Source organism: Lysinibacillus sp. fkY74-1 (genome assembly GCF_053165895.1).
Genome location: NZ_CP170173.1, coordinates 2,359,398 through 2,384,620, shown reverse-complemented (window position 1 = coordinate 2,384,620; position 25,223 = coordinate 2,359,398). Strand labels below are relative to the sequence as shown.

Annotated in this window: 27 protein-coding genes and 2 pseudogenes; 26 read left to right on the top strand and 3 right to left on the bottom strand. The window is 34.6% G+C overall.

All coding sequences use genetic code 11. The features are described 5' to 3' along the window. Positions 1 to 282 precede the first annotated feature (282 nt). Entirely contained in the window at positions 283 to 1,248 is a 966-nt protein-coding gene (locus tag ACE1MS_RS11550) for an arsenic resistance protein (RefSeq protein ID WP_099805907.1), read from the bottom strand. Positions 1,249 to 1,451: 203 nt separating this feature from the next. On the opposite strand from ACE1MS_RS11550, the pseudogene ACE1MS_RS11545 reads away from it, so the two are divergent. Next, positions 1,452 to 1,640, top strand: a pseudogene (locus ACE1MS_RS11545) (SDR family oxidoreductase); the annotation flags it as partial. A 109-nt stretch (positions 1,641 to 1,749) separates the two neighbouring features. Here ACE1MS_RS11545 and ACE1MS_RS11540 read toward each other — a convergent pair. Further along, positions 1,750 to 2,085 (bottom strand): 2Fe-2S iron-sulfur cluster-binding protein, encoded by a 336-nt coding sequence (locus tag ACE1MS_RS11540; protein WP_031415986.1) that lies wholly within the window; start codon positions 2,083 to 2,085, stop codon positions 1,750 to 1,752. A gap of 550 nt (positions 2,086 to 2,635) precedes the next feature. Here ACE1MS_RS11540 and ACE1MS_RS11535 point away from each other — a divergent pair. From ACE1MS_RS11535 to ACE1MS_RS11450, 18 genes and pseudogenes are all read left to right on the top strand, one after another. Continuing rightward, entirely contained in the window at positions 2,636 to 3,004 is a 369-nt protein-coding gene (locus ACE1MS_RS11535; protein WP_031415985.1) for a DUF2089 domain-containing protein, read from the top strand. A 12-nt stretch (positions 3,005 to 3,016) separates the two neighbouring features. Further along, entirely contained in the window at positions 3,017 to 3,406 is a 390-nt protein-coding gene (locus ACE1MS_RS11530; RefSeq protein ID WP_031415984.1) for an SHOCT-like domain-containing protein, read from the top strand. 6 nt (positions 3,407 to 3,412) lie between these two features. Continuing rightward, positions 3,413 to 3,694, top strand: coding sequence for a hypothetical protein (locus tag ACE1MS_RS11525; protein ID WP_031415983.1), 282 nt, complete (start codon positions 3,413 to 3,415; stop codon positions 3,692 to 3,694). A 305-nt stretch (positions 3,695 to 3,999) separates the two neighbouring features. Then, positions 4,000 to 4,437, top strand: coding sequence for a MarR family winged helix-turn-helix transcriptional regulator (locus ACE1MS_RS11520; RefSeq protein ID WP_012294563.1), 438 nt, complete (start codon positions 4,000 to 4,002; stop codon positions 4,435 to 4,437). 392 nt (positions 4,438 to 4,829) lie between these two features. Next, complete coding sequence (gene hslO, locus ACE1MS_RS11515; protein ID WP_031415980.1) at positions 4,830 to 5,708, top strand: Hsp33 family molecular chaperone HslO; 879 nt, start codon at positions 4,830 to 4,832, stop codon at positions 5,706 to 5,708. Positions 5,709 to 6,074: 366 nt separating this feature from the next. After that, positions 6,075 to 6,827: an SDR family NAD(P)-dependent oxidoreductase gene (locus tag ACE1MS_RS11510; protein WP_207889104.1), complete on the top strand. Its 753-nt coding sequence runs from the start codon at positions 6,075 to 6,077 to the stop codon at positions 6,825 to 6,827. A gap of 584 nt (positions 6,828 to 7,411) precedes the next feature. Further along, positions 7,412 to 8,536, top strand: a complete 1,125-nt coding sequence (locus ACE1MS_RS11505) for an ABC transporter (RefSeq protein ID WP_447402308.1) — start codon at positions 7,412 to 7,414, stop codon at positions 8,534 to 8,536. 17 nt (positions 8,537 to 8,553) lie between these two features. After that, a complete protein-coding gene (locus ACE1MS_RS11500) occupies positions 8,554 to 9,765 on the top strand; it encodes an ABC transporter permease (RefSeq protein WP_012294557.1) in 1,212 nt (403 codons plus the stop codon). An 11-nt stretch (positions 9,766 to 9,776) separates the two neighbouring features. After that, positions 9,777 to 10,697: an ABC transporter ATP-binding protein gene (locus tag ACE1MS_RS11495; RefSeq protein WP_447402307.1), complete on the top strand. Its 921-nt coding sequence runs from the start codon at positions 9,777 to 9,779 to the stop codon at positions 10,695 to 10,697. 47 nt (positions 10,698 to 10,744) lie between these two features. Further along, positions 10,745 to 11,374: pseudogene (locus ACE1MS_RS11490) on the top strand (DUF3885 domain-containing protein). A gap of 229 nt (positions 11,375 to 11,603) precedes the next feature. Further along, a complete protein-coding gene (locus ACE1MS_RS11485) occupies positions 11,604 to 12,029 on the top strand; it encodes a stage III sporulation protein AH (RefSeq protein ID WP_200991356.1) in 426 nt (141 codons plus the stop codon). 478 nt (positions 12,030 to 12,507) lie between these two features. Continuing rightward, on the top strand, positions 12,508 to 12,942 hold the full coding sequence (locus ACE1MS_RS11480; RefSeq protein ID WP_200990346.1) for a hypothetical protein: 435 nt from the start codon (positions 12,508 to 12,510) through the stop codon (positions 12,940 to 12,942). 113 nt (positions 12,943 to 13,055) lie between these two features. After that, positions 13,056 to 13,841 carry a tetratricopeptide repeat protein gene (locus tag ACE1MS_RS11475; protein ID WP_230584412.1) on the top strand — a complete coding sequence of 262 codons (786 nt, stop codon included), beginning with the start codon at positions 13,056 to 13,058 and terminating at the stop codon, positions 13,839 to 13,841. Between the two features lie 37 nt (positions 13,842 to 13,878). After that, complete coding sequence (locus tag ACE1MS_RS11470) at positions 13,879 to 14,328, top strand: hypothetical protein (RefSeq protein WP_200990345.1); 450 nt, start codon at positions 13,879 to 13,881, stop codon at positions 14,326 to 14,328. Positions 14,329 to 14,347: 19 nt separating this feature from the next. Beyond that, the gene (locus tag ACE1MS_RS11465) at positions 14,348 to 15,259 is read left to right on the top strand and encodes a tetratricopeptide repeat protein (RefSeq protein ID WP_051889515.1); all 912 of its coding nucleotides are present in this window, start codon (positions 14,348 to 14,350) and stop codon (positions 15,257 to 15,259) included. Further along, on the top strand, positions 15,252 to 16,529 hold the full coding sequence (locus tag ACE1MS_RS11460) for an ATP-binding protein (protein ID WP_447402306.1): 1,278 nt from the start codon (positions 15,252 to 15,254) through the stop codon (positions 16,527 to 16,529). Before ACE1MS_RS11465 ends, ACE1MS_RS11460 begins: the two co-directional genes overlap by 8 nt. 255 nt (positions 16,530 to 16,784) lie before the next feature. After that, positions 16,785 to 17,198, top strand: a complete 414-nt coding sequence (locus ACE1MS_RS11455) for a DUF4279 domain-containing protein (RefSeq protein ID WP_447402305.1) — start codon at positions 16,785 to 16,787, stop codon at positions 17,196 to 17,198. Between the two features lie 78 nt (positions 17,199 to 17,276). After that, positions 17,277 to 17,933, top strand: coding sequence for a Type 1 glutamine amidotransferase-like domain-containing protein (locus tag ACE1MS_RS11450; RefSeq protein WP_197148409.1), 657 nt, complete (start codon positions 17,277 to 17,279; stop codon positions 17,931 to 17,933). A 371-nt stretch (positions 17,934 to 18,304) separates the two neighbouring features. Here the strand turns inward: ACE1MS_RS11450 and ACE1MS_RS11445 are convergent, their stop codons facing one another. Next, positions 18,305 to 19,216, bottom strand: a complete 912-nt coding sequence (locus tag ACE1MS_RS11445) for a DNA glycosylase (protein WP_447402304.1) — start codon at positions 19,214 to 19,216, stop codon at positions 18,305 to 18,307. A 163-nt stretch (positions 19,217 to 19,379) separates the two neighbouring features. On the opposite strand from ACE1MS_RS11445, the gene ACE1MS_RS11440 reads away from it, so the two are divergent. From ACE1MS_RS11440 to ACE1MS_RS11410, 7 genes are all read left to right on the top strand, one after another. Then, a complete protein-coding gene (locus tag ACE1MS_RS11440) occupies positions 19,380 to 20,093 on the top strand; it encodes a 2OG-Fe(II) oxygenase (RefSeq protein WP_447402303.1) in 714 nt (237 codons plus the stop codon). Positions 20,094 to 20,178: 85 nt separating this feature from the next. Next, the gene (locus tag ACE1MS_RS11435; protein WP_198695677.1) at positions 20,179 to 20,817 is read left to right on the top strand and encodes a bifunctional transcriptional activator/DNA repair enzyme AdaA; all 639 of its coding nucleotides are present in this window, start codon (positions 20,179 to 20,181) and stop codon (positions 20,815 to 20,817) included. Beyond that, positions 20,801 to 21,334: a methylated-DNA--[protein]-cysteine S-methyltransferase gene (adaB, locus tag ACE1MS_RS11430; protein ID WP_031415949.1), complete on the top strand. Its 534-nt coding sequence runs from the start codon at positions 20,801 to 20,803 to the stop codon at positions 21,332 to 21,334. Before ACE1MS_RS11435 ends, adaB begins: the two co-directional genes overlap by 17 nt. 36 nt (positions 21,335 to 21,370) lie before the next feature. Continuing rightward, complete coding sequence (locus ACE1MS_RS11425; protein WP_012294542.1) at positions 21,371 to 22,189, top strand: SPL family radical SAM protein; 819 nt, start codon at positions 21,371 to 21,373, stop codon at positions 22,187 to 22,189. Between the two features lie 182 nt (positions 22,190 to 22,371). Next, complete coding sequence (locus ACE1MS_RS11420; RefSeq protein ID WP_012294541.1) at positions 22,372 to 23,058, top strand: response regulator transcription factor; 687 nt, start codon at positions 22,372 to 22,374, stop codon at positions 23,056 to 23,058. Then, the gene (locus tag ACE1MS_RS11415; RefSeq protein ID WP_099805852.1) at positions 23,055 to 24,131 is read left to right on the top strand and encodes a sensor histidine kinase; all 1,077 of its coding nucleotides are present in this window, start codon (positions 23,055 to 23,057) and stop codon (positions 24,129 to 24,131) included. The genes ACE1MS_RS11420 and ACE1MS_RS11415 overlap by 4 nt, the downstream gene beginning before the upstream one ends. Positions 24,132 to 24,260: 129 nt before the next feature. Next, positions 24,261 to 24,818, top strand: coding sequence for a class I SAM-dependent methyltransferase (locus ACE1MS_RS11410; protein ID WP_012294539.1), 558 nt, complete (start codon positions 24,261 to 24,263; stop codon positions 24,816 to 24,818). Positions 24,819 to 25,223: the final 405 nt, after the last annotated feature.

Below are 25,223 nucleotides of genomic sequence, written 5' to 3'. Positions count from 1 at the left end.
TTTTTGAATTTTGATGTAACTATGAGAGAATAAAAAAATCCCCCCAATTTCATTGGAAGGATTAGTCGGTTACAGGTAATAATAAAGGACCTTTTTGCCATAGGAAAATGACAAATAAAGTATAAACTGATGAATAAAAATGGACAGACTAATCCTATATTTTGTAGTTTGAAGTAATTGATTTCAACTTAAAATATAGATTAGTTCATCATTGTTCATCCATCAGTCCTCTCATAATTGTATATTCATCGTACCAAATTTTTTCATGAATGACAAATCAGCCTATTGTTCGCGTAACAGTAAATGAGGCACAATACGAATGTACATGATTTCTCCTATAATTTCGACAATCGTTTGTGTAACGATAATAGCAACCACAACTGTATGAATTGAATCCGGTAAAGATAAGGCCAAGGGCAGAACGACAAGTGAATTGCGTGTTGAACCACTAAAAATTAAAGCTCGACCAGATGCAAGATCAAGTTTGAATCGTTTGCCGATGTGTTTTGAAATAAATGGCATGATAAGCATAAAGGCAATATAAATTGGAATGACCTTTACAATCAAATCAATGGACGACGATAGTTTTCCAATTTGTGAAGCTACAACAACAAACAATGTTAACGCCATAAACGGAACAGGTAGCCATGCAGAAAAATGAATAATTTTTTGACCAATTATTGATTTTTTAGCTAGTAGTTGAAAAATAATAGCAATGACTAATGGGATGACGATCAGCTCTAAAAATGCCTCTAGGAAAGGACCTTTTTCAACTATTTCCGATGCTTCATGACCAATGAATAACCACAAATAGAAGGGGAGTAATAGCATTTGGGTAATGAAAAGAATAGGTGTGGAAATCAGCATAGCTTTTTCATTACCACCACCAAGTGCTGTAAAAACAATGACATAATCAATACAAGGTGTCAGTAATACTAAATAGACACCAAGTAATAAAGGCGGGTGGTTTGGTAAAAACAAAGTTAGTAGCCAAACAACAATGGGTACCGCTATATAGTTGACCGTTAGCAGAGCTCCCAAAAAACGACGGTTAGAAAAGGATTCTTTTAATGTAGTAAAAGGAATTTGTGAAAACATGCTATACATTAAAATAGCTATGACAAATGAAATGGTAATGTCTAAATGGATGCCCATCTCAGGGGCGAATAACCCTATACCTCCTGCCAACAATAAAACGAATACATACAGGGAAATCTGATTTCTTTCTAATGTTTCTCTTGCAATCATCATCATTGAACTCCTATTTTTTTAACCCCGTATATTTACTAGGGGAATTCCTCTATAAAAGTATCATATAAAAGGACCTTATTGGATGATATAAGCAAATTCCTTCATAAAAACAGATTTTTAATCGCAAGAAAATACCTATCCCCATTCGGGTGGGGGTACGGAGTCAGTAGAAATCAGCTAATAGAACGACTCCATATCATGAAAGTTTGACAATGGTAGAAGCTGAAGCGCGCTTTATGAAGGAGAATCGACCAACTTCTATTATACAACGACTTATTCGCCCAGAGGAAATTGCTCATTTCGTCACGTTTTTATGTAGTCCACTGTCATCTGCCATCAATGGCTCTGCATTAAGTATTGATGGTGGATTAGTACGCAGTGTATTTTAAGAAAATTTCCATCATATAAATACAATCATTAGCCTTGGAATACTATTAAAACATAAATATTAAGAACAAAAACGCGGGTTTAGCCTCCGCGTTTCTTTAACATTAAGGATTATTCTGCTGGTCTTGGTCCTCTATTGCCCTTTGTATTTTCAGAAGTTAGAATGGGGCGAACAGTAATATCACTAATGACACGGATTTGACAAGATAGTCGTAAGCAGTCGTCATATAAATTCTCATCTATATTTTTTAAAGCGAAGGCTGTTTTTTCTACTTTTGAAATATCTTTATACTCACCAGCTAAAACCTCCACTCTACAAGTGGTACATTTAGCTTTTCCGCCACATTGATGATAAATTTCTATCCCATTTTCCTCAAGTGCTAGCACTAGTTTTTTTCCTTCCTCAACTTCAAAAGTTTTTCCTCCAAACACGGTGACAAATGGCATCTAATAATACTCCCTTCATTTTTTCCTTATGGGGTTAACGAAGTAAATGTTTTTATCAGTTTGTATGGATGCTGCTATTTTTATACAAAAATCAATTTGAACAATAATACCTAGCGAGGATACTTGTATGGTGGAAATCCTTCCAATTCATATGCTGGGAAAACCACTCTATTTAAAGGATTACGCCCAAATCCGCCGTACATGGGGGATATATTTCCCTTGGATATGGGGAAATTTTCTTGTCACTTTCTAACCTTCTATCGGTGGCAAGCACTTAAAATTGGGTTAAGTGCCTACTTTACTACTACTATTTCAGTATCTTGGATTGAAATCGATGAACGAAGGCGAATTTTTGTTTTCCCATATTGCCCCTACATACTCCATTTCTCTATAGTCTCTTCACTTTATATTAACGTTTTTTGTAAAAATTAATTATTTTAAACTACATATTAATATTTTTAATTTTTTTGGATAAATAATTAAACTTAATTATTTATTTTTTAAATTCTTTGTTATATAATCAAATCAACCTAAAGAAAGGAATTTCATTATGGCCTATCAAGTAATCACAAATTGTCCTGTTTGCAGTCAAACATTGAAAATTACAAAGTTGCAGTGCTCTCATTGCCACACTACAATCGAAAATGAGTTTGAATTATCGAAACTGGCCTCCTTATCAAAGGATCAGCTTCATTTTGTGGAAGTATTTTTAACTTGTAGAGGGAATATTAAAGATGTTGAAAAAGAACTTGGGATTTCATATCCAACAGTTCGAGGAAAGCTAACAGATATTATTTCATCCCTCGGACATGTGGAGAAGAAGAAGAAAAATGAAGTAGACGAGAAAAATGTTGTTACGCTGCTAGAAAAGGGTGAAATCACAGCGGAAGAAGCCATTAAGCTTTTAAAAGAGGAATAGGAGGAAATGATCATGAAAGAGGAAATTGCACGAGTGTTAACGATGGTTCAGGAAGGAAAAATCGATGCAGAAAAAGGTTCAGAACTTATTCAAGTACTGCAAGAGAAAGATGAAGCAGGAAATAAGCTATTAGATAAACCAGCTAAGTATTTAGATAAAACTTTAAAAGTTCGTATTGTCTCAACTGAAAATGATAACGTAACAGTCAATTTACCTATCAAGCTGGTCAAGGTGGTATTAATGGCTGGACATAGTATCGCAGCTAGTATTCCTCAATCGGAAAAATACGTGAAAGATCTAGATATTAATCTTATAATGGAAGCCATCGAAAACGAATTAGATGGCCAAATCGTTGATATTAAATCGGCAAACGGGGATTCCGTTTCTGTGTTCATTGACTAGTGACTGATGATACATGTCAAAGTGAAAACAAAGGATGTTCGGCTTACCATCCCAATCCCATATGCTATGTTAAATATTGTTATTTCCATTTTGTCTTCACCATTATTTCAGCGGAATATAAACAAATGGACAAAAGAATACTTTGAAAGAAAAAAACTGAACTTTACTTTGCCGCCACTAGACAAAAAAACACTCAAGCCCATTGTCCAGGAGCTCAAGCATTATAAAGGCATCGTGCTAGTTGATGTCAAAGCACAGGATGGAACAGTAGTAAAAGTTAAATTATAATTTATTGACATACAACCACTTACATCTGAAATAGTAGGTGGTTTTTTTACATATTCGCTACCAATAAACACGTCAAAAAAAGTTTAATAGAACCACTATCCAATTCTTCCATGAATTTGTACCTTCATAGGTTTTTCTGCGAAATCACCACGCTAGATGTCAGATAACCATTAAAGTGTTCTACATCTATTATCAATCATAACTTACATCTAGCTACTAAATGGCTACCGAAAATCATTGTGGAAAAATGAGTATATAAGTTGAAATAACTTCAAAATTGAACTATTCTAAAGGCGGTGATATGAATGGCAGAGATACAAGCACATGAAGCAATTTTATTTAACTCCATAATTTCTACCGCAGTACAAGATGAATTAAAACAAGAGTTAAAACGATTAGGCTATACGGACTTAGCCCCAAGCCATTTCATGCTGTTATACGTTGTGTACAAAAATGGGGGACGCATACAAATAAAATGTATTTGTGATACAATGCAAAAACAAAAATCAACGATTACTGAAATGATTCTCCGTTTAGTCAAGTCAGGCTATCTTGTAAAAGAGGGACATAGCCAGGACAAACGAGTCATGTATGTGGTTGCAACTAAAAAAGCACTGGAGGTCCAGAAATATTTTGAAGAAATCTTTGATCATCTGACAACCAAAATGTTTCATGGATTTAGTGAGGAGGAGAAAGCTACTTCTTTTACTCTACTTCAAAAAGTGTTAGGTAATTTGAGTTAGAGCAGCTATGTTCTAACTTTTATTCCCTCTAATAGTTCATAATTGAACTATTTGTATAGAATTTGTCCTCTCAACACGTAGATGTATATTAGACATAGTGATATAAAGGACTCTTGGACTAACGAATTTTTCCCACTATGTGCTTTACAATACGTAGGCTGTTTATTGGCTATGTAGAAACAGAAGCCCATGCCAATAAAAGAGAAATGACAACATGTATTATTTACAGACGGCACTCGCATGATATACAACTGAGGTCTTTGTGACATGTATAACACAATCATTAGATTATTGAATTGTCGATGGGCAAATTGTTGGGCTTGTGGCGTAAAAAGGCGATGATGTATAATGCAGATTCATCTTCTAATAAAATGAAGAAAAGAGAGATAATAATGAAGGATTATTTAGTAAAAGGTTTAGCCTATAACGGACAGGTTCGAATAATAGCAGCAAGGACAGTCGATACAGTAGGTGAAGCACAACATCGTCACTATACATGGCCGACTGCATCAGCAGCGTTAGGACGTTCAATGACTTTCGGCGTGATGCTTGGTTCTATGTTAAACAATGAAGATAAATTAACCATTCGAATCAATGGTGGAGGCGATTTAGGTACAATCCTTGTAGACGCTAACGCGAATGGAAAAGTACGAGGATATGTTACGAATCCGCAAACACATTTCCCCCTCAACAGTATTGGCAAATTAGATGTTAGAAGAGCCGTAGGAACAGATGGTATGGTAACGATTTCAAAGGATATTGGTTTACAACAACCCTTTGTAGGACAAGTACCTATTATTTCAGGGGAGTTAGGGGAAGATTTCACATACTATTTAGCACAGTCAGAACAAATTCCTTCTTCAGTGGGGGTAGGAGTGATCGTGAACCCTGATAATACAATCCAAGCAGCAGGCGGCTTTATTATTCAAGCATTACCTGGTACAGCAGTAGAAATTATTGAAGAAATTGAAAAGCGTTTGGACAGTATTCCTACCATTTCAGCAATGGTACGTGATGGCCTAACACCGGAAGAAATTCTAACTATGGTTGTAGGAGAGGGGAATGTAAAAATTCTCGAAACACAAGAAGTACTATTCCAATGTACTTGCTCAAAAGATCGCTCTACTAAAGTGCTAGTTAGCTTAGGAAGCGCAGAACTCCAAGATATGATTGAAACAGATGGTCAAGCAGAAACACAATGTCACTTCTGTAATGAAACGTATCAATTTAACAAAAGTGAATTAGAAGCCATGTTAGAACAGGCCGTTTAATCTTTAAAATAAGTAACCAAAATTTATACCCACATTGGTAAAATGAATGCACGCTAAAGGAACTGACTTCCGTTCTTTTTAGCGTACATTCATTTTTTTGGTTACACTTAATCATGTTCTTTATTAAGAAAAGCATTTTATTATATGATTAGCTAATAGATTTGAACTTTAGCTGAAATTAAATCTATTCAGATACCTTTCAATTAAAATCTTTTTCACAAGACATGGACTAAATAAGCAAGGATTTAATCCCCGCAACAATCCAACATAATAGCGATAGTTAAACATGTATATCGAAGCTTCTTTAAAAGGGTTTACCATAGAAAAGGAGAATAACTATTGTAAACATTTGTTAGGAGAGAAGCTATGCAGAACTTATTAGGACAGGTTGTTCTCATCACAGGCGCAAGCTCCGGTATTGGGCTTGCTACCGCAGAGCTGATGGCATCTAAAGGCGCTAAAGTAATTATTCATTATCATACAAATGTGAATGGGGCCATGGAAACTGTCCAACGTATTCAAGAAAAGGATGGAGAGGCTATGGCCATTCAAGCTGATGTTACGAATAAAGAAGAAGTGAATGCAATGGTTGACCAAGCTATTTCCTCCTTTGGTGCGATTGATGTTTTAGTTAATAACGCTGGAGGAGGTATCCAACAAAGTACATTTATGGATATAAGTGAAAGACTATTGGAAGAAACGTTCAACTTAAATGTTACTAGTGTTCTCTTATGTTCCCAAGCTGTATTAAAGTATATGATTCCTAAAAAATCCGGAAAAATTATCAATATCTCTTCGGCGGCTGCACGAATTGGAGGAGCGGGAGAAAGTATTCATTATGCATCTGCTAAAGGAGCGATAAATACAATGACGATTGGTATGTCACGAGAGCTAATTGACTATGGGATTATTGTAAATGGGGTAGCGCCAGGAATGGTAGAAACACCTTTTCACAATAAATTTGCTCCTGGCGATAATCGTCTCGAGCGTATGACTTCAACTGTACCTATTAAACGGCCTGCAACCCCTGAGGAAATAGCAGAAGTAATTGCCTTCCTCACTTCTGATGCCTCCAATTATATTCTTGGTGAAATTATAAATGTTAGTGGTGGGAGATAAATAACATTGTAGAACGTGTATTTCAGGCTTTGTTGCTGCTAATAAACATGGCATAGATATCGAAATAATAGAGTTTCACCAAGAAAAACCTGCTCAAACTCGCATACCATGATGTTCAAGAATGTTTAAAGAAGAATTGGATGGCCTATTCGCATTGTAGGGCTATGAACAAGCCTGCTGTGGCTATTGTAGAAAAGATAGGGTTCCAGAAATATATGTGGTACTAGGCATTCAAGCCATTTTAATAGTAGATCATTTAAGGACTGTCAAAAGCAGTCCTTTTACTTTTGTCGTGATGAATGTACCTGTAACGAAAAAACTATTTTTAAAGCGGTGCATTGATAATGACTATACAAAATTGAAAGCTAATAATACGCAACATGAAAATTTGAATGGTTTAATAGTTTAGTTATTAAAAAGGAACTAAATTATATAGTATCTTATTATTATTTTGCTATTCCTCCAAAATCGTTAGTCTTTTTATTCGTAATATTCTAAACCTTTAATATACAAAAAATTGAAAAAATATCCACAAAGCATTATCATAGTAATCTAAAGACTTTCACATTGAAGAAGCTAGGAGGATGACCGTGTTAAAAGCATTAAAAGTAGGTCTAGTGATAGAGCGAGCGAATCGACGAAATTTAGTTGCACTAATAGCTGTTGTATTAATCGTTTTTGGCTTTATGTTTTATATAAAGGCGCAAGCCGTTGGTAATCAGCTTATTGAAAAAAAGGGTGATTATTATTCAACACAGGCCATACTATCAAAGTTTCAGGTGAAGGATGCCTCGGAAACAGGTGATGGCAGCGATATATTTAAAAATTTAACGAAGCAAAAAAGTAAGATTGCATTGCAAATAGCCACATTAACGATGGACAGACAATCCATGTATTATGAGGCGTCACTTCAGCTTGCTGAATTAAGACAAGAGGCATTCCAATTAGAAGGATACCATGATATCGCAGAATTATTACCCTCTAAATTACAAAATTCGATGGACTATCTTTATTTTAAATGGATGAATGATGCGGGAAGGGATAAAATAACTGACTTATTTCAATACATACCTTTCTTATTATTTTTCTTTAGTTACGTAGGTGCAGGCTGGTACATATTTATTAGCTTCCAAACAAGTTCTATTTTGCTAGATGATTTTGAGCATTCTAGTTTAATTCAAGGCTTTCCTGTTCGTTTTGATTCTTATATTTTATCCAAATGTATGATTTCTTTGTTCACCATCATCACAAGCTTTTTACTCATTTTTATTTGCGCCAGTCCATTGTGGGTATTAAATGGACTTGGTAACCCACAAGATCCAGTAGGCATATACGTAGGAGATGCTGTATTAATCTCTTCTATCCAATATATCGCGATGAGCCTTGGCTATATGTTCGTCATTTCCATTTTCGTCATGCTATTGTCGATTATATTAAATGTGTTACTGAAAAATATGTATTTAACATTATTTATACACTTTATTTTGTTCTTTTTACCGATGATTTTTCCATCACTAATTAGTGTATTTCCCTATAATCCTTTTAATTTCATGAACTTCAATGATATTTTAGGAGGCGTACCAGTTGATTTAGCACAGCCTGTTGAGATTACGATGAATCTTGGCTTACTTATTTTGTTTATCTGTATTATTTTAATGTTGTTCACTATTAAAACGTTTTTCTCAACAGGGAAAATCAAAAGGGCATAGGGGAGGTACTCATAAGCATGTGGAGTTATTTCAAATTTGAATTCAAACAATTTTTTACGAATAAGAAAAACTTAGCCATCTATTTTTTGCTTGCTTTTGCAACCTTTTTTTATGTATTTAAATTAGCACCCGCATACGATCCGATTGAGCAAGTCGAATATGAAGAAATTGAGGCTCGCTATTTAACACGGCAAGAGTTTTTAAATTCGATGGAAGGTCGCAACTTATATAGTCTACATCCTGCCATCATTTATGCTGTTGAGATATTTGGGCAAATTAATCCACTAGATAAAGCAAGATTAGAAGCATTAGAGGAGGGGGACCTAAAAAAATATGCCGAGGTAACTCGTGATTGGTACTACTTTACGAATGCGATTACATACAAAAGTGATTCATTCTCCTATAACTCAAAGTATTTTATAAAAAATAATGATTATGCAGAAGATGATGCCTTTTATGCTTATTTAGAGCAGGCAGCCCGTTATGATACGTACGCGGAAGCAAAGTATGAATTATCCATGGACATATTCGAACAGCGGACAGCCCTTCAAACGTTAGAGCGTTTATTAAAGGGATTACTACCTGTTATTTTAATTGTGTGTGTACTACTTTTAGCTATTGATATCGTGACAAAAGATCGCCGTCATCCATCTATTATCAAAGGATTTCCTATTAGCGATTGGAAAAAGCTATTGATGAAAATGATCGTTGCACTACTAGGTAGCTTCGTATTATTTGTACCACTTTTTGCTGGGTTCATTATTATAGGCTTACAATCCGGCTTTGGAAATTTCAATTTACCATCACCCATGTATGCTCCTCATCTCGATTGGCGTCAGGAGGGTAAATTTGAACCGATGACTTTAGGGATGTTTTTAGGACAAACCCTCATTCTGCTTTTAACTTGGTTTATGGTCATCATCAACGTTGTATTATTGTTCAGTATCCTATTCCGTAACGAGATGATGAATGTCGCCATCGGCTTACTCCTTATTTTTGGGGAGAAGTTTTATTTCAGCCGATATGTTGGCTACTTTTGGGATATTCAAATTTATCCAACCTCGTACATTCAAGTCGGACAAATTGTATCAAAACAACGAAATTTTTATTATATGAACGATTATTTAGATTTCAATTTAGGATTACAGTTGTTACTAGTCTTAGCTGTAGTCGTCATTTTATTCATGCTGCTTATTGTTATGAATAGACGGTATAAGCTAATAAAATAGGAGGGACACAGGTGATTGACATTCAAAATATTACTGTGCAATTTGCGGAAAATAAAGTGTTAAATGATATCTCAATGACATTTGAGCAAGGTGAAATGATTGGACTTGTTGCACCAAATGGAACAGGAAAATCCACATTTATGAATGTGTTGATGAATTATGTAAAGCCTATGAAAGGGAAAGTAGTATTTAAAGATGGTCTATGCTACTCGAATAAATCAAATGAAGTAAAAATTCATAGTTTTGTGTCGATGATGCCAGACCAAAGTGACTTGTATAATCACTTAAGCGGGCGCGAACATTTAAAAATGTTTGCAACCATGTGGCAATCCGATTTAAAACTTATAGATGAAACCATTGAAATGTTAAATATGGGGCATTATGTGAATAAAAAAACAGGCACGTATTCTCTGGGTATGCGCCAGCGCCTTTGCTTTGCTATGCAAATAGTGACGGATACGGACATTATGATGATGGACGAGGTGATGAACGGACTTGATCCAAATAATGTAGAAATTATTTCGAAGATATTAGTAGAGAAAAAGGCGGAGGGAAAGGTTATTATTATTGCCTCACATTTACTCGATAATTTAGAGAAATATGCAGATCGAATTTTCTTGTTTAACGAAGGAAAACTAGTGGATACCAATGAAATAATAGAAGGTTTCAGTCAAGCACATATTAAAACAATTCGCGTAAAAAATATGGAGCATCCTACTGAAAAACAGTTGTATGAGCTGTTTCCAAACATCAAACTTCAAACTCTTACAAATGGAATCACATTAATTCATTTACCAAGCTCTGAAGCCGCTTTATTAAGTTCGCTTACATCTTTTTTAGTGGAGAGAAATGTAGTGGATTTTGCATTTGGAAAAGTGACATTAAATGATTTGTATTCTATGTATTATCATGAGTATAAAAATGTGACCTAGTTTTTTTCAATTTTATGCTAGATTATATTAAAGGAAGATTTGAGTGAATGACGATAGATGTAGAACAATATTTAAATAAGACTTTTCCTGGACTCACGTTAACACCTAGCCTTTTTCAGCAATGGGATATTGGTATTCACGTTGAATTTGGGACTGGATTTTATCAATGGAAAAATAATGTTCGTCTAAATCTAGCCATGTTTAATGATGTATACCATCAAGCTTTGACCATTTTTAACGAAATTTTTTCGTATTCGGATGAAATTTTACTTGTGACAAATGTTTATCAGTATAAGCTTGCTGAAGGTAAGAAAAAGCGCATAAAGGTATATGATCGTTATATAAAAAATAAAGAGTTAAAATACCATTTAAATCAACAAACCTAGCCGTATGTATTGGATGATGAGGATGTTTATATTTCACGATTTTCCTTAAAGTGCCGCAAACAAGATATTCACTATGTATTACTTATCAAAGCAGCCTGTAATGAAGATTTCCACTTAAAGCCTAAATTTGGTACAGGCTATAGCTATCCAGATGTATTTTTTATTAATTTGACCAAAAATGTTATCTTGTTTATTTATGATGATAGAGGTTGTGAGGTCATCGCGACGAATAAAGAAACGATAAAACCTGTAGGTCTAAAATTTAGGAACTGGATAGATAATTGCAAATGAGATGACAGCGTTACACATTCTCAATGGAATAAATGGATGCAGGGATTAATCAACATAAGCTTTTATGCTTTTGCATCCATTTCGTTATGACAAGCAAAGGGTAGGAAAAATATTTCATTCAAAATCATGGAGTTGCACCAGCAGCTCTTTTTTTATAGGGCTTACAAGGCCGTTTAATGGAAATTATGCGCTATCTCTTGAGTATGGACGAGGAGGAAACAGAAAATTGATGATGATTACTGAAAATATAAGGGGGCAACGCTATTATCAGCTTATTGATATACTAGCGAAACGATGTAGCCGCTTTGCCTTTGTTGAGAACAGACAATTGATGGAAAATGAAGAATTACGCTTAGCCGCTGTCGATGAGCTAATAGCACCTATTGAAAACCTGCTTATCGAAAGAAAGGTTCAAAATGAATGGGAGACAACAACGCTTGGCGAGCATACAGCCTTTGTTTTTTACTTTCTATTAAATGATACGACTGCTCAATTCTTGAAGGAGCATAGCGATTCACTTTTTGGTTGGATTACGCCAGAATTACCAGAGGATTTAATGTTTTATGAAGATGAACAATGTGTATTAGCAGCTTGTTCGCACGAAGGTTTTTTCTGGGTGGATGAAAAGGTATGGGACCGTTTGTTATTAAGCTAAAGATGTCGCTTATTTGATTATTTTGTGAGGCAATTCTTAATGAAAAAGGGGGTTTACGTTATGTTATTTATACGTTGTTTGTCATACCAGTATTAGGAGTTTTATGTTTTTTAAATTTCACTACTTTTTTAAAGGAACTAATAAATGGGAAAAATACGTATAACCAAAAAGGTTTAAAGCAAAAAAAGTATAAAAACGAACCATTAATCAAATACATATTTAAAATATTCGTATTTTAAACTATGAAATGCGCTTTCTCCATCGACTGGAGACCGTCCATTTTGGATTAAACACGAATATTTAATGATTATGAAGATGTTTCTAACATTCAACGATGAAAACAGTAATTTTAACAGAAAGCATTTCAATAAATGATCTGCTTATACATTTAAAGAAATAGTTTCCATTATTGATAAATAAATGTATAATACGAAATGTCAATGGGATAGATACTAAATAGAAGGAGGCTTATGGTTAGTTGCATTCACTTTATACACCAAGCTTAACTGGTAAGAAAGTAAGAAGGACAAAAAGCTTTAGCATACATAATTTAGTCATCGTTGCCTTTATTGGAGGTCTACTTGCCATTACGATCGTTGGGTTTATAAATGCCAACGCCCTCAAACTAGAGAAGCATTACCTCAGACTACTAATAGTAAGCAGTGTATTTCTCCATACGGCTACTATAATCTTTTATGTTTTCCTTCCTTTTTCCGCTGAAATGGATTTGCTAATCAATCGGTTGCTGGCTGGAGTAAGTTATTTTATCTTTTGGGTGATTTTGAAAAGACCTTATAAAGAACATTTAGTATTTGTGGGGGAAACACAATCCCTGTACTGGATAGGGATTATCTATTGTTTAATTTCCATCATTATAGATGGTTTTCTTAGAAATAGTGTCCTAGCTAATTAGGGAAGGAATTTATGTGCATGAACAGTGAAAAAGAAAATACACCTATGGCTCTTATTGAACACTATTTTGCGATTGGAAGATACACAAATGTTATTTCCTTAGTGAAGCAACGGATGGCTGAAGATATGGAAAATAAGGAATTATGGTATATGCTAGCTGTCAGTCATTATTCCATAGGTCAATATGAAGAAGCATTTGAGCCATTTCTTAAAGCATTTCAGCTAGGATATGATAAAGGCGTCATTTACTATTTTTTAGGCGGCATCTATATGGCAACGGAACAGTGGCAAAAAGCAGAAGAATCTTTTTTGGAAGCATTACATAATAATCCAAATGATGCATATGTTTATTCAGCGTATGCAATTTTGATGAAAATGACAGGTCATAGAAAAAAAGGCAGTTTATTAGTAGAAAAAGCTCTAGCATTAGATCCTAACAGCACAGCCGTTTTATACCACTATACCCTTACTGAAATGGCTGCAAAAAAGGAAAAGCACAATACTGCACTAGCTCTTTATATGAATTCAGCGGATAGTGAGTTTGCAAAGTTAATTCATCTGGGCTGGAGTGCTGCCTTTAATAATCGATTTAAGGAAGCTAAAGAATATTATCGACAAGCTTTTCTTATAAAACCTGAGGATAAAAGAATTTTATCGAACTTAGAGGAATTGGAAATTAAAACTCACCCGCTTTTGCTTCCTTACCGTATAGTAGAGCGAATAGGCGGCATTGGATTTGTATTCATGATGTGGCTTATACTTTGCCTGCTTCTTGACAAGCTTATTTCCAATGATAACTTTGTCAATCACCTTCTTCGCTTTTCTATTTTTTTCACACTTTATTATTTTATATCTATTCCCATTGTAAAAGGCTTAAGAAAATGGAAGAGCCCTAAATAAGGAAGGAAAAAATTGAAAAGGAGACAACTAAGGAATAATGGAACATATTTATCAACCTAGTATACTAAACGAAAATGAGGATCGAACACGAAGTTATGTTGTAAACAATTTATTTTTCGTCGCTTTTTTTGGTGGAATTTTTGCCATTGTAGTATTAGGTATGCAAAATGCTAAGTGGTTAAAGCTTGAAAAAAAATATATCCGAATACTAACGATTCTTAGTGGTTTACTAATTATAGGAAAACTAATCATGGTTTATGCCATTGGACAAGGAATCCTAGCGATTGATGAAGACTACATAAAGGTTTTTGGACGAATTATTGCAGTGGCGGGCTATTTTATTTTTTTCGCCTTTTTAAATAGGCCCTATAAAGAACATCTAGTTGTTGGTGGACAAACTGAGTCCTTATGGATGCCAGGCTTTCTAGCATGTATTGTTTCTGGATTTATCGAATTTATCGCTATAGCATTCCTATTAGCGCTTTAAAAAGGAGCTTTACTACAGAATGATTGAACGTGAAGATATTGAAATGAATGAAAACTATGAAGGGGCAACATTTGAAGTAATAGAACACTATTTTGAAGTAGGGAAATATGCACAAACGATTGAACTTATTCATGAGGTGATAGCTGATCACCTTGAAAACAGTCGACTATGGTTTATTTTAGGCTACAGTTATTATCTTATGGGAGATTACAATAGAGCTGAATTGCAATTAAAGGAAGCCTTGCATTTGGGGTATAGTGAAGAAATAATTTTCTATTTTCTTGGATTTATTTATATGAAAAAGGAGCGTTGGAAGGAGGCTGAGGAAGCTTTTCTAGAAGCATTACGAGCCAATCCAGATGATGCTGAAAACCACGCTGCTTATGCAGTTCTAATGAAAAAAATGGGGCATCGAAAAAAAGCAAAGCAATTAATTACTAAAGCACGTGAGATGGCTCCTGAAAATAGTTTTGTATTACGTAACTATTTTATATTAGAGGAGATTAATAGCCCTAAAAAACAACGAGTCCTTGCATTAGAGCAATATATGAATTCAAGTGATAGTGAATTATCTAAACTATTACACTTGGGAATCCATGCTGCCTTTCATAATAAAGAAAAAGAAGCACAAGAATATTTTAGACAGGCCTTTCTACTTAACCCTGAGGATAAAGAATTGTATGAATTATTAGAGGAGTTTGAACTGTCAGGACACCCGCTATTAATACCTAATCACCTCGTTGAAGTGGTAGGTGGTACTGCTGGCATATGGCTGATAGGGGTGGTCATTTACTTTTCATTAATAGGTTTAGATTTTAATACGGCAGCGGTTCTATTTATAAAATGCTATATTGCATTAGCTCTATATACATGGATTTCACTTCCTCTTGTAAAGGGATTAAAAAAATTAAGGGGCTACAAGTATGGATAAAATAAAATGGTTACAACAAATGGTAGATCAAAATGCTAATGATCCACAAGCGTATTTATGGCTTGGCAAAGAACTAGCTGATCAGCATCGTTGGCTTGAAGCGGTTCAAACTTATTCATTGGGTCTTTCTTTTTGCTCGGACGATGAACTACGAAATAACATCATTCAGGAATTAACAAAGGCTAGTTTACAAATTCAACACTCTCCAAAGGTTGCTAGCGCCGTTGAAATTGACGATGAAGATAAGGCTGAATTAGCTATCGTAGATCATTGTCTAGACACAGAAGCAGAGGTGGAACTGGATAATTTAGATAACATTTCTGTAGAAGATAGGAAAGTAAAAAACCTTGAACCGAAGTTTAGGGTGATTGATGGGGATGCACCTAAAAAGGCTATAAAAAAAATCGAGGAAATAGTAACTTTTGCGGATGTTGCTGGTCTTGAGGATTTAAAGAAAACGATCAACTTACGTATTATTAGTCCATTTTATAACAAGGGATTGTTTGCAAAGTTCCGTAAAAAAGTTGGGGGTGGCGTTCTTCTTTATGGACCACCTGGCTGTGGGAAAACCTATATCGCTAAAGCGACAGCGGGAGAATGTAAGGCTAATTTTTATCCCGTTCATATTACAGATATTTTAGACCCTTATATAGGAGTAAGTGAACAGAATTTAAAAGCTATATTCGATAAGGCTCGCTTCCAAAAGCCTAGCATTATGTTTTTTGATGAAGTAGATACTATTGGCATGAGTCGTTCACAAACGTCCTCCCATGTTCGTGGCATAATCGATACGTTTCTAACCGAGATGGAAGGTGTGGATACAAACAATGATGAGGTTCTTGTGATGGCTGCTACCAATACACCATGGGATGTTGATAGCGCTCTAAAAAGACCTGGTAGATTTGACCGGCTCATCTTTGTAGCGCCACCAGATGAAAAAGCAAGAGAGCAAATTTTTAATTTGAAATTAAAGGGAAGATTTGTTGAAAATGTTGATACAGCCGTATTAGCAGCCAAAACGCCATTTTTCTCAGGCGCTGATATAGCAAATGTAGTGGAATTAGCTACTGAGTATGTGCTAGAAGAAATATTACTTTCAGGTAATGAAAGACCCATTACTACCGACGACTTAGTAAGGGCACTACATGAACTTCAGCCTTCTACATTAGATTGGCTTCGTACAGCAAAAAATTATGTTAAATACGCAAATCAATCAGGGTTGTATAATGACGTAGAAAAATATCTTCGAGCACATGCACGAAATATATAAAATGGCTATCTCCAAATATCGATAGCAAAACATGAAGAAAACCTTTTAAACATTCAAAGTTTAGAAGGTTTACTTTTTTACATGGTACTTTATATAAATAGGTAGTTACTTTAATCGCATATCTTTGGGCATGAGCATTGATAAACAACAAACAGTAGCCCATGGTGGATAGTACTCCCGGAGAGGGTACTGTAATTGTATTTTTAAATTTTATTCTTGATGGCGTTTAATTAATTCCTCAAGAAAGGAGAAAGAATGCAAAAGCCAACAACTAATATAAGGTCTTATTTTTGTGTATTTGGAGATAATTTTCCACTAGATGAATTCACACAAAAAATAGCAATAACACCAACAGAAACACGTACAAAAGGTGCACTCTATACAATCGGAAAAACACAACACGAAAGTTATACTTCATCGTGGACTTACGAAATAGATGATCAACGAACAAGTGATCCTACTTTACAAATAAATGAACTAATAGATATTTTCACGAATAAGGTAAACATTATCAATCACTTTAAAAAGAAATATAAGTTACAATGTAAAATAGCAGTGATCCTTGTTTTTCCTGAAACTTCCGGTCTTTTTATAAATCAAAAACTTATTAAATTTGCTTATGACACCAACTCAGAATACGATATTGATATTTATCGCGATGAAATATGAATTGCAAAAAGTAAAAAGCCTTTTATTTCGTACTACAAACAGAACTTATAAAAGCAGGTAATAATGACGGAGGTACACATGAAAACACACTATTATTTAGGGTGGTTTAATGATTTTTTTCCAGAGAATCTAGGCAGGGTGTTACAGGAGGATATAACTGATAGAAAATCGCTTGCTATGATTAGCTCGAATCCACTTTTGTATGAAGAGGCGGGTGCTACTGAACGCTCATGGCTTGACCAAGCAGGTATCCTATTCGATGACTATCATTTAATTAATTATCACGTACAGAAGGAAGATGCCCAAACCTTTATTCGAAATGCGTCAGCCATTTTTTTGTTAGGTGGAGATACGCTGAAACAAAATGAGTTTTTACTAGACTATGAATTGTCGGATTTAATCAAAAAAAGCACAGCGGTTGTGATGGGAGCAAGCGCAGGAGCAATCAATATGTCCGCTAAATGGTTATGCTCAAAAAACTTTGGCTATCCAGTTGAAAAAAGCTCTTTATACGATGGAATCGGTCTTGACAATTTTTCCGTCCTCTCGCATTTTGATCTTGAAAATAACATAGAGTTGGTGCAAAACGAGTTGTCTCCCTTATCGGAAGAACTAAATATTTATGCGTCGAACAAAGATTGTGCAGTACGTGTAAAGGGAAACAGCATCGACATTTTAGGTAATGTATATGTAATTTCCCAGTCAAAAATTAAGAAGTTGGATGAGACGCTCTAGATAGGGCGAATGGCAATAGCTTACCTGAATTATTGGAAATAAGAAGAGCGTATTTGGATTATCTTTTTCCAAAACACGCTCTTTCTTTGTTCTCCTTTATACCAGATTAGGTGTTAATATTGTAGTGAGTTTAACAGTTAGTGCGTTTACAAGAAAATTTTTCATGAAGCATGATGGGGCTTCCAACGAGGAAATCGTGGAAAGTTTACCATAATAACATTACATTATTGATGGATTGTAGGATAGATTTACATTTATAATAGAGCCTGTGATTATATGATAGCTCGCAAAGAATAGTTGAAAAAGAGCATGTTTTTGATTCATTTGTTTCAAAGCATGCTCTTTATAATTGTTCTCATCTTAAAATTTTTTTAATAAAGGACACGCCATAAATAAAAGGTAGCGTAGGATTCCCAGTTTTTCCATGGTATCGATAATTCCAAGATCTCATCTTTCGTCGGCTTTTGATTCATGTTCAGTAATATTTTGATTGAATTGATAAGACCCACATCATCAATTGGAAAGGCGGTTCGGAACCTGAGGCAGCGCATTAGCACATAATTGGCTGTCCAAGGACCGATTCCTCGTATTTTAATTAAGCTTTTTTCAGCATCTTTAAAGTTCATCTTCATTAATTTTTCCCTCGATAATTCTCCACTTGCCATTAATTTCGCAATGCCAATGATATATTCACTTTTTCTTACCGTCATTTTAATATCTGCAAGGTCAGAGGGTGTTAACTGTGCAATTCTTTCGTACGATGGGAACACCCAAAATTGCTTACCATTCCATTCGATGAAATCGCCAAATTTTTCAACAAATTGCCTCTTTAAGGTGTACGCGAAGGCTAAGTTAATTTGTTGGCCTAAAACTCCCCAGCATAAAGCTTCAAATAAATCAGGAATGCCAATAACTCGCAATCCATAGAAGCTTTCAGCAGGTATTTTTAATAAAGGATCTGCCTTTGCCATTTCATAAAAGGGTGTTAAATCGTTATGAAGATCAAACCACTCATGAATATATTTTACAACCTGTTCTCGTTGCCAGCTTTCAATAGGTCTTGTTTCATTTAAGAATTGAACAATCATTTGTTTATTCTTCATGACGTTTACCTGTACCAGAGACCGAATTTCTCCAATAGCAATCACTTTTGTAATACTATCGTTCTCTATTTCATACATGCATTCATTCTTTTCTCTTGTTAGATAGCCTAGATTGGCATTCATGTTGAAATGTTTAGGTAGGGTAATGACAATATTATTATTGACTTCATGCCATTTCATTTTTTCATTCTCCTTTACAAAATACACTGATGTCATTTTTACTTTATCACATCATCATCTTTACTAATTTTGTTATCTTGCTCTTACATTCTAAATACCTTATTTTTTTCGATTGATGAGGTTATAGTGTTAGTTATCAACAATGCTAAATAGGAGGGATAACATGGTGCAAGACATAAAGACACGTGTCGAAGGCTTAGATTGGGAGTGCATTCAAAATGAATTAGATGATCAGGGTTTCGCAAAGCTTCCAACAATTTTAACAAAAGAGGAATGTGAATCTTTCATGGAAATGTATGGGGAGGAAGAGCTATACAGGACGACAATCAATATGACAAGATATCGTTTTGGGAATGGGGAGTACAAATATTTTTCTTATCCATTTCCTGATATCATCCAACATTTAAGAGAGTCCTTTTATTCGGAATTAGCGAAAACTGCTAATCGATGGCTGGGCTATTTGAAGAAAACAGAACGGTATCCACAACATCTTCAAGATTTTTTGAACACCTGTGAGGAGTTTAATCAAACGAGACCGACACCTTTACTATTAAAGTATGAAGCAGGCGGGTTTAATTGTCTGCATCAAGATTTATATGGCGATCTATTTTTTCCGTTTCAAGTAGTGTTTGTATTAAATCAGCGAGATCAAGACTATTGCGGTGGGGAATCTCTATTAGTAGAACAAATTCCACGTGCGCAAAGCAGGGGTCATGTCATTACGTTAGAACAAGGTAGTGCCCTTATTTTCCCCACTAACCACAGACCCGTTCTCGGTAAAAAAGGCTATTATAAAAATACAATTCGTCACGGTGTAAGCACCGTTACTTCTGGAGAACGATACGGACTTGGAATCATTTTTCATGATTCTCAATAATATTACGTTTCAATATTTTGCTATTCCATTCTTTGAGATATCCATTCGAATGGATAGGGAGTATATTATAAGGTGAGGTGAGAAAATGTCAGATAGAATGGATCACGGCTACAAAGAGAGCTATGCTCAAAGTCATTTGAATGATGGAGAAATGATAACTGATGAGAAGTGGCAAGCCATTATAAATAATGATATTGCATACAATAATCAATTTTTCTACGCTGTCAAGTCAACAGGGATATTTTGTAAGCCTTCTTGTAAATCACGCGTCCCCAAAAAAGAAAATGTATGTATTTTTCTAAATGCAGAACAAGCTCTCCGTGCTAATTTTCGCCCATGTAAACGATGTAAGCCGACAAATGAAAATCTACCTGATAGTGAGTGGGTCAATTTAATTACGGAATACATTGATAAAAATTTCACAGAAAAATTAACGCTAGAATCGTTAGCATATATTTGTCATGGAAGTCCGTATCATATGCAGCGGACATTTAAAAAGATTAAAGGCATTACGCCAGTAGAGTATATACAGCAAGTTAGAGTTCACGCAGCTAAAAGGTATTTGATTCAGACGAATAAATCAATTGGTGATATCGCCATATGTGTGGGTATGGCTAACACGCCTTATTTTATTACTTTATTTAAAAAGAAAACGGGCCAGACACCAGCGCAATTTCGTCAAATGATGAAGATGGAGGAACAGTGCAATGGAAAAAATGAATAAACCAACCCTTTATTGGTCTTTACTAAAGTTTAAAGAGTGGAAATTCTATGTAGCTTCAACATCAAAGGGGCTTGTGTTTGTTGGGTCACAGAACAATCCATTCGAGGAATTATTAGAATGGGCTTCGAAACACTTTCCAGGAAGTCCGCTTGTGGAAGATGCTGAAAAGCTTGAGCCCTTTGTCGATGAAATCACTCAGTATCTAGAAGGAACGCGGAAAACCTTTACGATTCCATTTGAGTATGTAGGTACACCATTCCAGCTAGCAGTCTGGCAGGCACTTTGTGATATCCCTTATGGCGAGACGAAATCCTATTCTGATATTGCCAATGCTATCAATAATCCAGCAGCTGTGCGGGCAGTAGGCGCAGCGATCGGGGCTAATCCGGTATTGATTACTGTGCCATGCCATCGCGTAATAGGAAAGAACGGCTCATTAACTGGCTATCGAGGTGGATTAGAAATGAAGACATTGCTCCTTGATCTGGAAAAGCGAGCTTTATCAAGCATTATGTAATCTAGTTATTGCTGTACAACAAATGGAGGTACCGTCATGAGTAGTGAATTATTCTATAAAAATCCGAAAACCATTCTGAATAAAGGGACAGGCTTCCTCTCTGGCTATACGCATTCACTTAATCCCTATACAGGCTGTTCTTTTGGGTGCTCCTATTGTTATGTCCGTGAAATGCCTGTATCTCTGTTTCGGGAGGGTGAATGGGGAAATTGGGTGGATGTTAAAAATGGAGCTGCAAATTTATTAAAAAAAGAACTTTATCGAGCCAAAGCTAAAGGGAATGTAACTATTTTTATGTCATCAAGTACAGACCCATATCAACCTATAGAGCAAAAGGAAAAGGTCACGCGATCTTTACTAGAAGTAATGGTAGAAGATCCACCTGATTTTCTATTAGTACAGACTAGAAGTCCACTTGTAAGTCGAGATATCGATTTGCTGCAACAATTGAAGGACAAAGTTCGAGTAAGTATGACGATTGAGACCGATTCGGAAACGATACGAAAACACTTTACTCCGAAGGCCCCTCCCATTCAGGCACGCTTTAAAACATTGGAAAAATTAGCAGCCGCGGGCATACCCATCCAAGTGGCTATAGCTCCCATATTGCCAAGTGGGGATGATTTTCCGTTAAAGCTAAAGTCTTATGTCGATCGGATATGTATAGATGACTACTTCATGGGCGATGGTAGTGGTGGTAAACGCACACGAAAACTCGGTATTGACAGCAAATACGCCCAGCTTGGTTTAGAGGAATGGTACGGATCGGATGTTCTTAGAAAAGTATATAAAAGATTTATTGAAGTCTTTCCCGAAAATCAAGTTTATGTGAGCCAGGCTGGGTTTGTGCCCTAAAGATAGCATTTTTAATAATGAATAGAGGTAGTAAGCTACTTGATTCAGCTGTATTAAAAAATGATAGAATAATAATATAGCATATACATGAAATAGATAATAACTTTAGCTAGTTGGAATTAATAACGATTTAAAAAACATATTTAATGTTTTTTCGGGAAGATTACTAAAAAGGAGAAACCATGATACCCAAAATTCTTGTTATAGATGATGATAATGATATTAGAAATTTGATTTCTGTTTACTTAGAAAATGAAGGGATGGAGACCATTAAAGTAGCCGATGCGATAAAAGGGCTAGAATTTTTAAAATCAAATGATGTAGATTTAATAATCCTCGATATTATGATGCCAAAAATGGATGGTATTCAAGCCTGTTTAAAGATACGAGAAGAAAAAAGTATGCCTATAATTATGCTATCAGCAAAGTCAGAAGATATAGATAAGATTCAAGGACTGACTTCTGGAGCTGATGATTATTTATCGAAACCATTTAACCCATTAGAGTTAATTGCAAGGGTTAAATCGCAGCTAAGACGCTCCAGTAAATATAATGTAAACATGAAAAACAATAAGAAAATTATAGAAATAGGAAATTTAGTTATAAATACAGATACTCGACAGGTTATTGTACAAGAAAAAGAAATTAGATTAACACCTAAAGAATTTGATATTTTAGAACTTCTAGCATACAACAAAGGTATTGTACTCAGCATTCAAAAAATATATGAAGCTGTATGGAAAGAAGATTATTTTAAGTCAGACAACACGGTTATGGTTCATATCACTAATATAAGGGAAAAGATAGAACAAGATCCTAAACATCCAATATATATTAAAACCGTTTGGGGTGTGGGATATAAGATATGAAAAACATTAAGCTTAGGAACAAACTTACTGTCAGATTACTAAGTTCATTTGCAATCAGTTTATTCTTTTCATTGTTTATTTCTTTACTTACATCGCAATTATTTTTATACTATATAACTTATAAAAATATAGAAATGAACACTACTAATGCAAGTATTTTTATTACATTCCAATTTCTAGTTATAATTTTTTCGTTTATAGCTTGTTTTTTATTTTTGATAAGAAATAAACTAAAATATTTAAAGCATATTTCTGATAGTGTACAACAAATTGCTAATGGAAACCTAGGGTTTAACATTAATATAATGGGGAAAGATGAGTTAACCTTACTTGCACAAAATATTAATTTTATGTCAAATGAATTAGAAAACCAATTCCAGCATGAAAGAGAAATAGAAAAAGGAAAGAATGAACTCATAACAAATGTCTCTCATGATCTAAGAACACCCTTGACATCATTAATCGGGTATTTAGATTTATTGAAAAAAGGGAACTACAGTGATAGCGAAAAATATAAAGAGTATTTAGAGATAACCTATTTAAAGTCACAGAGACTCAAATTATTAATTGATGAATTGTTTGAATATACTCGTTTATCGAATCCAAATATAAATCTGAATTTATGTGAATTAGACATGAGTGATTTGTTACAACAAATCGTAGGAGAGTATATCCCCATTTTTGAAAAAGAAAAATTAAATGTTATAAAGTCAATTGAAGTGAAAGCTCCTGTACTCATTGATATAGAACAGGTAGTAAGGGTTTATGAAAATCTTTTCACAAATGCAATAAAATTTAGTATGAAGCCCTCAGAATTACAAATATCTCTACAGGCAAAGGGAAATTACGTAATTTTTAAAATTATGAATCAGGTTGAAGAAAAGCCGAGTAAAGATTTAAATAGTTTATTCGAGCGGTTTTATACTGGAGATAAGGCTCGCGTAAGTAATCAAGGGGGAGGTTTAGGACTGGCCATTTCTAAAAGGATTGTGGAATTACACAATGGGAAAATTTATGCAGAATATGATAATGGGTTTTTGAGTATTACTGTCGAATATCCTTTAAAAAAATAAAAGGGTCTTGGAATATATAAATTCCAAGACCCTTTTTCTTAAGAATTCTTAAGGAATTTCATGATAACTACTTAAGGTTTTAAGTTTAGATTTTAAGTAGAAATAACTTTAACGCAATGGAGTGTTATCATGAAAAACCTATCTTTTATTTTTCAATATATGTTTAACCCTAGATCAGTGGGAGCAATTCTTCCAAGTTCCAAGTATCTTAGTAAAAAAATGGTTAAAGAAATCGATTTTGAACAAGCAGAATATATAGTTGAGTTTGGCCCAGGTACCGGAGTATTCACAGAGAATATTCTAAAAAAGAGGAAACAAACAACTAAAGTTGTTTTAGTAGAAAATAATAAAGAATTTTACACATTATTAAAAGCAAGATATATAAAAGAAAAAAACTTTGTAATTATAGATAGTTCTGCTGAGTATATTGAAGATATTTTAATCGAAAACGATATACCTTACGCAGACTATATAATTTCAGGGTTACCATTTGCAAGTTTGCCTAAAAATGTATCAAGTAATATATTACGAAACTCTTTAAAAGTCCTTAAAGAAGATGGGCTCTTTATAACGTTTCAATACACCAAATTTAAATTAACATTTCTAGAAAGCTATTTTTCTAAAATTGATATTAATAGAGAAATTAGAAATTTCCCACCTGCTTATATAATGAGCTGCAAAAAGTGAGAGCGGTTAGTTGTAAAAAAACTCTCTAAATAGCTTTAGTTGGAAATAATACAAAGACAGGTAATTATTTTTAATCTTACAAAAGATACTTATATGGATTTTTTATATGAAAATTATTTTCAAACAAGCTAGGTTTTTAACCCTGCTTGTTTTTTAATACGGATAGTTTGTTCATATTTATTGGTTTTTTTCGCGATATATACACCTATACTGAAACTCTTGATTTAGTAAAGTGGCGACAATTATAAAAAGTTACGATTAATAACCCTGGATATTGGCTCAGTGGGCCACGTCCGAACGATGCCAGGTACGTGCTTTCCTTGTAAGACGCCGTTTACAAATGGCCTTTATTAGCTTCAGGATGAGTTTGGAAGAGTATCTGCAACCTTATTCCAGAAAGTTTCT